8 protein-coding genes are annotated in these 12,986 nt (G+C 45.0%); 5 read left to right on the forward strand and 3 right to left on the reverse strand.

What is annotated here, in order from left to right:
- Nucleotides 1-37: 37 nt before the first annotated feature.
- The 3 genes from PHI47_RS04560 to leuA form a co-directional block, all read right to left on the reverse strand.
- A complete protein-coding gene (locus PHI47_RS04560; protein ID WP_299934227.1) occupies nucleotides 38-577 on the reverse strand; it encodes a hypothetical protein in 540 nt (179 codons plus the stop codon).
- Nucleotides 577-3,126 (reverse strand): alanine--tRNA ligase, encoded by a 2,550-nt coding sequence (alaS, locus tag PHI47_RS04565; RefSeq protein ID WP_299934315.1) that lies wholly within the window; start codon nucleotides 3,124-3,126, stop codon nucleotides 577-579. The genes PHI47_RS04560 and alaS overlap by 1 nt, the downstream gene beginning before the upstream one ends.
- A gap of 103 nt (nucleotides 3,127-3,229) precedes the next feature.
- Complete coding sequence (gene leuA / locus PHI47_RS04570; RefSeq protein ID WP_299934229.1) at nucleotides 3,230-4,897, reverse strand: 2-isopropylmalate synthase; 1,668 nt, start codon at nucleotides 4,895-4,897, stop codon at nucleotides 3,230-3,232.
- 173 nt (nucleotides 4,898-5,070) lie between these two features.
- Here leuA and PHI47_RS04575 point away from each other — a divergent pair, with 173 nt between their 5' ends.
- Genes PHI47_RS04575 through PHI47_RS04595 form a run of 5 tightly spaced genes read left to right on the forward strand, consistent with a single transcriptional unit; the run spans nucleotide 5,071 to nucleotide 12,944 of the window.
- Nucleotides 5,071-10,599, forward strand: coding sequence for a LamG-like jellyroll fold domain-containing protein (locus PHI47_RS04575; protein ID WP_299934237.1), 5,529 nt, complete (start codon nucleotides 5,071-5,073; stop codon nucleotides 10,597-10,599).
- Complete coding sequence (locus PHI47_RS04580; protein WP_299934239.1) at nucleotides 10,596-11,225, forward strand: type II secretion system protein; 630 nt, start codon at nucleotides 10,596-10,598, stop codon at nucleotides 11,223-11,225. The genes PHI47_RS04575 and PHI47_RS04580 overlap by 4 nt, the downstream gene beginning before the upstream one ends.
- Nucleotides 11,225-12,064: a type II secretion system protein gene (locus PHI47_RS04585; protein WP_299934240.1), complete on the forward strand. Its 840-nt coding sequence runs from the start codon at nucleotides 11,225-11,227 to the stop codon at nucleotides 12,062-12,064. The genes PHI47_RS04580 and PHI47_RS04585 overlap by 1 nt, the downstream gene beginning before the upstream one ends.
- Nucleotides 12,064-12,510, forward strand: a complete 447-nt coding sequence (locus PHI47_RS04590) for a hypothetical protein (RefSeq protein ID WP_299934241.1) — start codon at nucleotides 12,064-12,066, stop codon at nucleotides 12,508-12,510. Before PHI47_RS04585 ends, PHI47_RS04590 begins: the two co-directional genes overlap by 1 nt.
- On the forward strand, nucleotides 12,507-12,944 hold the full coding sequence (locus tag PHI47_RS04595) for a type IV pilin protein (protein ID WP_299934242.1): 438 nt from the start codon (nucleotides 12,507-12,509) through the stop codon (nucleotides 12,942-12,944). Before PHI47_RS04590 ends, PHI47_RS04595 begins: the two co-directional genes overlap by 4 nt.
- Nucleotides 12,945-12,986 lie beyond the last annotated feature (42 nt).

Here is a 12,986-nt window from a genome sequence, read left to right on the forward strand (position 1 = left end):
CGTAGACAATCGGGATTTTATTCCGATTGCGTATATATTATGAATAGGCGCCTCGTAAGAATACACCGATATAGATGGCAATAACACCCAAAACAATATTGATAGGTACCATATACTTGGCGATTAGACCCAATAACTCTTTTGCCTCTTCTACATTACCCGCTTTTAGTGCCTGTTCTGCACGTCGGCGGCGAAACATCATTGCAGCAAGGTTGAGTGACATAACAAGCCAAATCGCCTCTTTAATATGAATTGTATTATAAATACTCATAGCATATTCATCGATAACATTGCCGGTTGCATCCATCGCTGCGGCGCGAAAACCAAGACCGACGGCCATAATAACCGCAGTTATAATGAGAATAACCACAAATGGCGTTACGATGGTGAAAAGACGTTTAAGGGTATGAGCAGCGCGCTCCAAACGAAGCTTAGGATCACTGATCAGTGCGAGAGACTGATGCGTTGCGAAACGAACTGCAATCATCCCTCCGACCCAAATGACAGCGCTTATAACGTGTAAAAATACGATGAGGGTACGATGATGGGCAAACGTTTCGATCAAGAAGTCTTTCATTATGCCAATTCCTTCGTCACATACGCCATTGCCGCTTCTTTGGCTTCAGCGATTTTCGTCACATCTTTTCCGCCTGCTTGAGCAAAGTCAGGACGTCCGCCTCCGCCTCCGCCGAGGATCGGTGCGATTGCTTTAATCCAATCACCCGCTTTAATGTTAGTGTTTTTAGCACCCGCGGCGAGGAGAACTTTTTCCTCTTTAATTTGGAACAAAATCACCGCAACCGATTCATGAGCATTTTTCAGTTCATCGATACGCTCTTTGATATCACCGGCTCCCAACTCAGAAACAACAACAGCCGTATTGCCGATCATTGTCACTTCAAGTTCCTCTTTAGCACTTGAAGCTAATGTGCTCATCTCATGCTTGAGAGTTTTAACCTGCTCTTTAAGACGCTCGATCCCTGCTAATACATCGCGATTTTTAACCGATGCTTCGACCTCTTCGAGAAGGTGACGCTGTGATTTAAAAAGATTGTACGCTGCATTCCCGCACACCGCTTCGATACGGCGTACACCTGCACTCACACCGCTCTCTTTGACGATAACAAAGGTTCCGATAGTTGCCGTATTATCGACGTGGATACCGCCGCAAAACTCAACCGATGCGCTTCCGAAGTTGACGACACGAACCGTATCGCCGTATTTCTCACCGAACTGCGCTTTTGCACCGCTCTTTTTCGCTTCATCGATACTCATTTCTCGTGTCAACCCTTCCAATGCATGGAAGATATGATAATTGACCCGTTCTTCGACCAAAGCGATCTCTTCATGAGACATCGCTTTAGGGTGGGAGAAGTCGAAACGAAGACGGTTGTGTTCTACCAATGACCCCGCTTGAGAGATATGTTCACCTAGTTGCTCATACAATGCCGCATGCAACAAGTGGGTTGCCGAGTGGTGTTTCGCGATTTCGTTACGCTCTGGATCAACACTTGCGCTCACTGTCTCACCGACATTCACTGTCTCTTTAACGTCGATATGCGAAAGATTTAAGCCGTGAAATTTTTTCGTTTCGGTTACAACAGCTTTATCTCCAAGCACTCCGGTATCACCGCATTGTCCGCCGCTTTCCGCATAAAACGGTGTCTCTTCGAGAAGTACCCAGCCGCTTTGGTGCGCATGAAGCTGATCAACACGCTCAAAATTTTCACCCAAAAGGGCTTGAATTTTTACCGGTGCTTTGGTGTAAGCATAACCGATAAAGGTGTTGACCCCGAATGTTTCGAGAAGGGTTTTGAAATCTCCCTCGACATGAGCATCCCCTGAACCTTTCCATGCCGCTTTTGCACGTTTGCGCTGTTCGCTCATCAACGTTTCGAACGTTTCCACATCAAGAGAGAGATTTTTCTCTTTCAACATGTCTTCGGTCAAATCGAGAGGGAATCCGAACGTATCGTAGAGTTTAAAGGCCACTTCACCGCTGAACGTCTCTTTCGTATTTTTGAGCTCTTCGTTGAAAAGTTCGATACCGGATGCGATCGTTTTAAAGAAACGCTCTTCTTCGAGCATGATTTGCTCTTTTAAAACCGCCAATTTTTCAACGATATACGGGTATTGTTTTCCCATCAATTCGGCAACAGTATCGGCCACTTCAAACATAAACGGTTTGGTAAATCCGAGGAGGTACCCGTGACGAACCGCGCGGCGAAGAATACGGCGAAGGACATAGCCACGCCCTTCATTTGAGAAGTTTGTCCCCTGTGCAAGGAGGAAAGTAGCCGTACGAATATGATCGGCAATAACACGGTACGATGCACCGCTCGCATAGGTATACGGTTTACCGATAAGAGCTTCTACTTTACGGATAATCGGCATAAACAAAGATGAATCGTAGTTGCTTAAAGCTCCTTCGAGTACAGCAGTTGCCCGTTCCAATCCCATTCCCGTATCGATAGAAGGTTTCGGCAACGGCTTCAACTCACCCTTAGTGTTACGCTCATACTGCATAAATACAAGGTTCCAGATTTCGAGGAAACGGTCACCGTCTCCCCCCATGTAGTCTTCAGGCCCGTTGAAATGTTCCGCACCCTGATCGATGAAGATTTCCGAACACGGTCCGCACGGTCCGGTATCTCCCATCTGCCAGAAATTGTCTTTATCCCCAAGACGCATAATGCGATCTGCCGCAATATGCTTTTTCCAAATCGCTTCGGCTTCATCATCGCTTTCATGAACCGTTACCCACAGTTTCTCTGTCGGCAGTTTCATCACTTCGGTAACAAACTCCCACGCATAGGCAATCGCTTCTTCTTTGAAATAATCGCCGAAACTGAAGTTTCCGAGCATTTCGAAAAACGTATGGTGGCGCGCCGTGTGACCGACGTTTTCGAGGTCATTATGCTTGCCCCCTGCACGGATACAGGTTTGGGCACTGGTAGCACGCGGATTGGCAGGAATCGGGATATCACCCGTAAAGATCGACTTAAACGGAACCATCCCCGCATTGGTAAAGAGCAAAGTTGCATCATCGGGAACGAGCGGAGAACTCGCGGCACGTTCGTGTTGTTTTGATTCGAAAAAGGCTAAAAAAGCTTCGCGGACATCCATCATGGTTTACTCACAGTATTGGTAAAAATTGCGCGATTATAACGAAGATGGCGTTAAAGAGGAATTAGAAGAGTTCCCGCCTAAGCGGGAATAAAGTAAATGGTTACGAAAATGCCCGATTAAGGGCACTAAACATCGCTTTGATTGATGCGACAGTGATATCATTATCGCATCCAACCCCGAAAAATTTCTCCATACTCTCCGTTTGGATCTCGATATAGGCGACCGCTTCCGCACTTGAGAGTTCACCTCGTGAATGTTCCGAGTACGATAAAATTTTAAAGCTGTGGGAATACTCCACCATCAACGCATTCTTGCACGCATCGATAGGACCGTTCCCAACCCCTTCGCTTCGGATCGTTTTGCCGTTGTGAGTGTATTCCAACACACATTTGGCCGAGTGCTCTTTCGCACTCTCCGAGATTACCGAATAATCGACAAACTCGATGTCGTGCGGTTCGCCGAAATAGGTTTTCTCGAAAATCTCCAAAATCTCTTCGCTTGAGAGTTCGCGTCCCGCTTCATCCGTTACTTTTTGAACAATTGTTCCGATTTCAGGATGCATTTTCTTCGGCAACGAATAGCCGAATTTATCTTCAAGGACGTAGGCTACGCCCCCTTTGCCCGATTGGGAATTGATACGGATAATCCCCTCGTAGTTACGACCAACATCCTGCGGATCGATAGGGAGGTACGGCACTTCCCAAAAAGCATCGTCTTTGGCACGCTGATACGCCAACCCTTTGTTGATCGCGTCTTGGTGGGAGCCTGAAAATGCCGTGTAAACGAGTTCTCCCACATACGGGTGACGCTCATGCGTTTTCATGTCGGTACACTCTTCGACGACACGTACAACGGTCTCCAAATCGCTGAAATCAAGTTCAGGATCGACCCCTTGGGTGTACATGTTGAGTGCCAAGGTGATAATATCGACGTTTCCGGTGCGCTCGCCGTTGGAAAGCAACGTCCCCTCGACACGATCCGCTCCTGCCAGCAACGCCAATTCCGTCGCCGCGACCGAGGTTCCACGGTCATTGTGGGTATGGGTCGAGATCAACACATGTTCACGGTTGGTCAAATGTCGACTCATCCACTCGATCTGATCGGCATAAACGTTCGGCGTCGCCATCTCGACGGTTGCGGGGAGGTTGATCACCACTTTTCGTGTTGCGCTGATTTCCCAACGATCCGTTACGGCGTTACAGATACGAGCGGCAAATTCGAGTTCCGTCCCCGTAAAACTCTCAGGAGAGTACTCGAGCATGATCTCGCCGTCATGTTTAGCAGCGCGAGCTTTGACCATATCGACCCCCTCCATAGCGAGGGCGATAATCTCGTCTTGCTCTTTGCCGAACACGATTTTACGCTGTGCAACGGAAGTAGAGTTGTACAAATGGACAATAGCTTTTTTGACCCCTGCAAGTGCTTCAAACGTTTTATCGATCAAATGTTCACGCGCTTGGACGAGGACTTGAACCGTCACATCATCGGGAATCAATTTTTGCTCCACAAGGGTGCGTAAAAAGTCAAATTCGACCTTCGATGCGGAAGGAAATCCCACCTCGATAGTTTTAAATCCGAGTTTCAGCAAGAGGGAGAAGAGATTAAGTTTTTGATCCAAATTCATCGGGGTGATCAACGCTTGGTTTCCGTCGCGAAGATCGACACTGCACCAAATAGGGGCGTGCGTGATGGTTTTGGACGGCCAAGTTCTATTTGGCAAATCAACTTGTGGATACGGGCGATATTTGCCCACGGATGCGTGTTTCATACAAAAATCCTTTAAAAAATCTCTCTTCTCACCCCAAAGGGGTTCTCGTGCCCTATAGGGTATTGCTCTTGCTGAGGGCGAATGAGTGGCGTGATTATAGCAAAAAGGGCTTTTATCTGTATTATTGAGTCAATTTGTATTATAATAATATCAGTTTGGAGAAAGGGGAGTGAATGTATCTAAAAATTATTTTTTTTACCCTTCTGTTTGCTTTTAATCTTCTCCGTGCCGCAACTCTTAGTTTAGAGAGTGGCTCTGTCACCATCGATAATTCAGAAAATGCCGCTACATGTAAAAGTTTCCGCCAAACCTATGCCGTTCCTCCCGTTGTTTATGTAATGATGGATGACAGCGGAAATAACAATGCCATTATAAAACTTACCAACGTGACCACAACACAATTTTGTGCTAAAGTCATGGAAACAATTTTTGAAGACGGCCCTCACGTCAGTGTTCCGGCTTATTATGTCGCAATTCCTCAGGGAGTATACCGCCTACCTGATGGTACCAAAGTCGAAGCCGGTATCAAAACCATTTCCAATGTCGTCAACGATGATCGGATATCCAACAGTTGGACTACACTCACATTTAATCATGCCTACAGCCAACCCCCTTCGGTTATTACCCAATTACAGACCTTAAATAATGAATTACCTGCCGGAAACACCCCTACAGGCAGAGGAACGACCAATAATGCCATCTCCCTTCCATGGGTTACCGAAACTGTCAACAACATCACCTCCTCTTCGGCTCAAATCGCATTAGATAAAAGCCATATTATTGAAACTGGTTTATCGATAACTCAAGGCGAGAAAGTAGGATACTTTGTTATTGAAAGTAATAAATTCGGAAGTTTTACCGCCACCGATACAGGGACAAATCCCGTTTATTATCAAACCTTTTTAAGTGGAAATGTTTTTGGAGGATACGATCAAACCTGCCAAAGCGTATCAATCAATAATGCTTTTCCTACCTCCGGCTATCTTTTTATTGCTTCCAAAGCGATCAATAATGCCTCCTATGGTGGTTGGTTTCGTAAATGTGCCGAAACCAGTCGTAAAATAGGTTTACTTATCGACAGTAAACGAGCCAAAGGTTCAGGAAAAGTTTCAGGTCAAAAGTGGGCAACTAGTGCATCTCCTGATTACGGTTTATCAACCCGCAACCATCCGGCAGCACCCGCTTCAATCGCCGTATTCAGCCGTTCGTTTGATCTCAGCCGTGTCGTCAACGACGCTAATCTCAGCGTCAACGCTTTAGTACAACCTTCAACCGTCATAGAGTCAGGATCACTTACTATGGATGTAAACGTCTCCAATAAAGGACCCGATTCTGCTCCCAATACGGTTCTTTCGCTTTCGCTTCCGAGTGGAATGACCTTTCAGCAAATTACCAGCGGAGGAGCAAATTGGAGCTGTGCACAAAATTCCAATGCACTGGATTGTAATCTGACAAGCGGCGCATTAGCTGCTAATACTACCAGTATGCTATCGCTAAAATTTTCAGCGCCCTCTATCGCCAATTTTTATACCGTAAACGTCTCTGCCGCATCGGATGGGCTTGATGATGACGGAGCCGGTACAACCGCACAGTTTCAAGTCTATAATTTACTCGTCGATGATGATAAAGCTGAATGTCCCACTGCATCGTTTACAACTATCTCATCTGCGCTAAATATGGCACATTCAGGAGATACACTCCGGATCTGTAAGGGTACCTATACGGAAAATGTTGCCGTCAACGTCAATGATATCAATATCACGTCCAACTCCGGTATTGCAACAGACGTTATCGTCAAAGGGAGCAACAGCAACGCCTTTACCGTCAATAAATCTAATGTGGGTATCAAAAATCTCTCTATAGTTCAAAATGTTTCCAATTCACGTGCCGTTCTCGCAGACAATGCCGCCAATCTGACACTTGACAACCTCGTCATCAGTTATACAAACGGCAGCAATGAAGCGATCAAATTGCAAAACAGTTCGACAACGCCGATTTTAAAAAATATCACGATCACTTCTGATCAATCCGGTATTAAAATGGACGGAGCAAACAGCTTTGCCCTTACCAATCTCAACATCACTGCCGGAAGTAACGGCGGAAATTACGGCATATACGGTTGGAATATCAATACCGCATCTTCTCTTTCTCAAATCACTGTACAAAGCGGAGACAATGCTATTCAAGTTGTATCAAGTCAAAAAGTCACCATGACCGATATCAATGCCAACAGTTCAGTCGCACGGGCAATCTATATCCCGAACGGAACATTTTCACTCGGGGTAAGTACCTGGGCTTCCAACACCCTTGCGGCTCAAATGATAGCACTCCAAGGAGACAGCGCCGGAGCGTTTAGCGTACAAAACACCAATGCATCCAGTACAACCGATACAGTTATGAAATTTAGCAATGTAGGGAGCAATACCTTTACCTTTACCGACAATAACATTACCGGAAACAGTGCGAACAGTTACGGTGTATACATTGACGGCGGCGGCAGTGCTTCGATCATACAACGCAACATTATTAGAAATGCGACAACGAATCAGGGACTTCGTTTACTCAATAATCCCACTTTCAGTTCCAAAATCTCCAATAACTGTTTTATGAATAACCTTACCCACAATGCAAACGTCTCTAATTCCGGAAATTCTCAATTTAACGGAAACTTTTGGGGAAATACTTCCGGGATAGCTGTAACACCTGATTACACTGATACCAATGCACTCAGTTATTGTCCATTAACCTCTACTACTGTTCTTATAGCCGATTATCATTTCGATGAATGTACTTGGAACGGCACAAACGCAGAGGTCAAAGACATCAGCGGTAACAATCTACATGGTACTGCTCAGGGGAGTGCACAAACTTCTCTTAATGGCATTATCGACCATGCCGGTAACTTTAATAACAGTGCCAGTAATACGGATGCCATCATTATCCCTGACTCTGATTTACTAAGCCCTCATACAGGAACAAATGGAGAAATAACGATTAGTGCATGGGTAAAACTCAATTCCTATCCAACATCTGCCCTTCAGGGGAGAATCCCGATTGTTGCCAAAGGTGATAACAACAACTGGGAATATGCTCTATATGTTTACCAAGATCATAAAGCCGGATTTTCTGTATGGCAAAGCAGTGGAAGCAGTTATATGGAAATTTCAGGTGGAAGCCTATCTTTGAATACCTGGTACCACATCACCGGCGTTCTGAAAAAAGGAGTTTTCGAGAGAGTTTATGTTAATGGAGCAGTGGTTGCCGAATCAACAAGCGGATTCAGTGGAAGCACTACCAATGGAACTTCGCCCCTTTATGTCGCAAGAAGAGGCTCCGGTAATAATTATCTCAATGGGTATGTTGATGAAGTTAAAATTTTTCCTAACGCATTATCTTCCGCGCAAATATCCGCAATCGAAAATAATGAAAGTATGGGCAATAATTACGACGGCACAGCACGTACAGCCTCATGCTGTTGTATACCAACCGGAGGCAATCTTATCGCCAATCCAAGTTTTGAAACACTTTGTAATTCAAATATCCTGACTGCATTCGGGAATGTAGCAGGCGGTACCGTAAATTCACGTAGCGGCTTATGTGGATGGGATGTGGCTTACTCATTAGAAACATGGGAAAACACTACTTCTCCGGCAGCTAGCAACGGTACTATCTTTACTGAAATCGACGGTAATGGAGGTCAGGTTGACAAAATATGGCAAACGCTCAATACAGCTGCAGGAACAAACTACATCATTTCGTTTGATTACCGAAAACGGGACACTTCCCATAGCGATTTCATAATCGCCAAATGGAACGACGTTGCAATGACGCAAGTAGAAGGAAATACTGCCGGATGGCAAACCGCGCAAATACAAGTCACCGGAACTGCCGGAACGGATAAAATCTCTTTTGAAGAACCTTCAACTTCCGATGACGGATACGGGAGCTGGATTGATAATATCCGTGTTGAGCAAGGGGCACTAGCCACCGACTGTACCTCATTCAAATACGAACCTTACCACAGTTACAATGCAAGTCTATCTCCTTCTTATCGACTTCAAACCCGTATTACAAATCAACCTTTTGACGTGAATGTAACCGTGGCCTGTGCTGATAGCGGCACTATTCCCTCACGAAAAATCAAGAATATTTATGCTATCGATGCCTTAGCCACCTCATGTAACGCTGTTACTCCAAAATTATTCACACTCCTTTCAAACGGAGCATATGATATCAACGAAACCAGCAGAGTCATTACTATTCCTAATCTAAACATCACCAAAGCCTATTCCAATATTAAATTTATGCTTGAAACCAATGCCAGTGAATTCAACTGCTCTAGCGATAGCTTCGCCATTCGCCCACCTTCATTTAGTATTACCTCACCGACAACATCAGCCAAAGCTGCTAATTTTACTTTACAAATCTCTGCAAACAATAGCGGAACCGGATACCATGGAACAGCAAATGTGACGACGGGACTTCAAGCACCAAATCCAAACTGTCCTGTATCAAGCGGATTTTTAAAATCAAGTATAAGTCCAACTGAGCCACTCTCACTTATCTTTCAAAACGACAGTAATTCATCAACAGCAAAAGCAACCGATGTTGGAACAATTTACCTCAATACAAAAGATACAACATGGACGGCTATAGACCAAAGCAATGATTGTATCGTTGATAGCAACACCACCATAATGAACACTCAGGGGCTACTTGGATGTAACATTGAAAACAATCTCTCATTGAGCATTACACCGGATCATTTTGACGTCAATGCAACCCTTTCAGATTTCGGTGGAGGATTTACCTACCTCTCAAATGATCTCAATATGTCTGCACAACTCGGCCTCATCATCACGGCTGAAAATGACGAAAATGCCACCACCCAAAACTATACCGCCGGATGTTATTCTAAAGATACGACAGTTACACTTCCACACTCTGATGTTCCTGATCCTCTCACCAAAATTCTCTATTCTGAAGCGTTAAGTGGCGTAAATTCCAATGTTATCAAAAGCAATCCGTGGATATTAACCTTCAATAGCGGATTATTTAACAGTGGTTCCGTAGCCCCTAATATAGACCTTAATTTTGATCGAAACGAGACGAAACCTCTAAACCCGTTCAATTTTACCGTTACTTCAGCCACAGCTACCGATCCAGATGCTACGGGGACAGGCACACCGCTGGGGACAGCTCAATTTATCTATGGCCGTGTCCGTGCATACGATATTGCTACCAATATTTCACCTGTTGATGTTCCTGTAGAATTTGAAGTCTACAGCACCACCGCCAGTGGCTTTGTCAACGGTATGCCTCAAAATGTTCTTCACTGGTATCGTAACCTCAATCACGACGCCGCCAATCAGGGAAACGTCATGCAGGGAGGTTTTAGCTCGGGAACCGTGAACAGCAATGTAAATGTTTCCGCCGCACCTCAAGAAGGTGTACAAATCGTGACAATTACCTCTACAACCGATCAAACCGTCCATTTGGACATTAGCAAGTGGCTATGGTATTCTTCGAACTACGGTTATCTCTACTCAGGTACATGTACTCAACATCCATGTTTTAAATATGACTATACCGATGCTTCTACCGGAGTCAACGGAGTGAACAGCGGCACCTTTAAAGGAAGTGATTTCCAGATGGCACCGGCTAAAAATATCACCAATAAAGGGGTAAAAATCTTTCGATGAGAAATGGTCTAACCCTGATTGAGCTGATATTGTCGATGGTGATCATCGGAATCGTCTTTACTGTCATTCCAAGATTAGTCATGTCAATGAATCAAAGCACTCAAACAACGATCAAAGAAGAGGCGATGTACAACGCCATGGCGCAGATAGGGATGATCCTAAATCTTCCGTGGGATAACAATAATACTCAAAATCCTCAAATCCTGACCGTCAATGCCGGCGATGCAGGGTATGATTGTAACACGACCAGCGGCTACCGCATCGGCGGATTTGTGGGTGGACGCAACTGTATCGGAACAGGAACATACAGTGCCACTCTCCCCGCTAATTTTAAAGTAGATACCCCCTCCAACGATATTGATGATTTTGATGGCAATATTACGGTAGTTACCGGTGGATGCGACAATACACCTAAATACAATATCGGAACAACCGTAATCTATTCTCCTGATAACGGTTTAGGCACGGCAGCTGGAACCACAAATACAAAAACCGTTGAAGTGAAAGTAGGCTATAACAGCGCCAACAAATTATACGATCCAAGCAAAAAAAACTGCATCACTGATTTAAACTACACTTCTTACAACATAGGACACGTTCAAATCAACTCACGGAATTGGAACTGATGATGCGCCGCGCCTTTACCCTCATCGAGATCATCATTACCGTTGCCATTACGGGAATTCTCTCCGTCGGTATGTTCAAAGCATTCGAAGCGATTACCCTGCGCTCTGAGAAAGCCAAAATCCTCAGCGTCCTCTCCATTGATTCCCAAACGGCACTCGATCAAATCAGTATCCTTCTGTACAACCGCGCCCCGATATCGGTTGTCGGCTTTAATGAAACAGATTTACGTCCTTATTCACCCCTCAGTGAAACGGTTGATAAAAAAATTATCGAATGGTATGGATTGGCGTCTGAAAGCTATCTGGCAAATAATTACAGCGGTTTTGTAGATATGAATGCCTCCTCAAAACCGACTCTCTCATCTCCCAATACCGATTTAGCGGCTGTCCTTGCAACCGAACAAGATAAATGGGGAGGCTCATTTGCCTTGTCGGATATGGTTCTGATTTTTTCAGGCTCTTTTGATGAGGGTATCCGAAATGACTATAATATTACTGCCAGTGCAGTCAACACCATCACCTTAAGCGGAACCCTTCCGGATGTCATTTATGAAAAATACAACCTTGTTGATTCTGCCTATGCCGTAACCCGTAAAGAGGATGTATCTTCCTGCGCCAAAACATCCGCATACAATAACGATACGCTCTTGCTCTTTTATAATTATCGTCCATGGAAAAATCAAAGCTTTTGTGATGGAAACGTCAGTGTTCTTGCTACCAATGTCAACGCATTCCGCGCCCAAACGATCAACGGGACGATCCGTCTCGCCATCGATACCAACCGTACGGTGCGCGGCGGTAATCCCGTGAGACTATCCAAACAAAAGGTGGTGTTCTGATGCGTCACGCGTTTGGTCTGCCTCAAGTGCTTCTCATCATCCTCTTTATTGGAGGGATTGTTACCGTCACGATGCGCTACGCGTCACTGGGAGCCAAACATTACGCCGACAGCTATACCCGCGAGCAAGCCGAACTCTTTTTACAAAGCGCTACTGAAGCAGCACTGTTAAAGATCAGCGGACACTCTCGAGGTGTGGGAGGTACTGATTGCCTTTCTGCAGTCAATATCACCTCTCCTGACTCAAAATTTCAAGCAAATATTACCATCAACAAATACTATCTTTCTGATGGCACGTCATGCGCTACGGCAGGATTAAGTGAAACCATCCAAACAGAAGAGTCCAACGGTATGATTGATATGACTGTCATCGTCACCTCCAATAGTACCAACACCAAAATCCTCCATCCGATCCGACTGGAACGAAGGAGCCTGCAACGCCCATGAGAAACGGTTTCACACTCATCGAACTGATCTTTGTCATTGTCCTTATCGGTGTCCTCAGCGGCATCGGATTTTACATGAGCCGTCCCGATTACACCCGTCAGGATGCCCAATACACCTTACTAAAACTAAAAGAGGCACGCTACCGTGCATTGGGATACGATGCACTCGATCCATCAGGATGCGTCACCCTCACCCAAGCCGCACTCTCTGATAACGAAGCTCCGAAACATGAGATTAAATCGACTATTACCCTGACCCCGAATGTAACCACCGTCTGTTTTGACGGAACAGGTCGACCACACACGGGTAATTCGGTAACATTAAACACACTCATGCAATCTGAACTAAACATATTATTTAAAAATGGTGATAAAAATAGCACTATTCGCCTTTTTAGTGGAACGGGATATGCTATAATCCCCTGCAGTAACTAATTTGATTTTTTAATTTTACCGATATAGAGTATCAATAAATCG

The organism is Sulfuricurvum sp., assembly GCF_028713855.1.
Classification (GTDB): Bacteria; Campylobacterota; Campylobacteria; order Campylobacterales; family Sulfurimonadaceae; genus Sulfuricurvum.

Excerpts from the sequence above, each read along its gene's own strand:
- PHI47_RS04560 (WP_299934227.1), bottom strand. The coding sequence starts at position 577 with ATGAAAGACTTCTTGATCGAAACGTTTGCCCATCATCGTACCCTCATC.
- alaS (WP_299934315.1), bottom strand. The coding sequence starts at position 3,126 with ATGGATGTCCGCGAAGCTTTTTTAGCCTTTTTCGAATCAAAACAACAC.
- leuA (WP_299934229.1), bottom strand. The coding sequence starts at position 4,897 with ATGAAACACGCATCCGTGGGCAAATATCGCCCGTATCCACAAGTTGAT.
- PHI47_RS04575 (WP_299934237.1), top strand. The coding sequence starts at position 5,071 with ATGTATCTAAAAATTATTTTTTTTACCCTTCTGTTTGCTTTTAATCTT.
- PHI47_RS04580 (WP_299934239.1), top strand. The coding sequence starts at position 10,596 with ATGAGAAATGGTCTAACCCTGATTGAGCTGATATTGTCGATGGTGATC.
- PHI47_RS04585 (WP_299934240.1), top strand. The coding sequence starts at position 11,225 with ATGATGCGCCGCGCCTTTACCCTCATCGAGATCATCATTACCGTTGCC.
- PHI47_RS04590 (WP_299934241.1), top strand. The coding sequence starts at position 12,064 with ATGCGTCACGCGTTTGGTCTGCCTCAAGTGCTTCTCATCATCCTCTTT.
- PHI47_RS04595 (WP_299934242.1), top strand. The coding sequence starts at position 12,507 with ATGAGAAACGGTTTCACACTCATCGAACTGATCTTTGTCATTGTCCTT.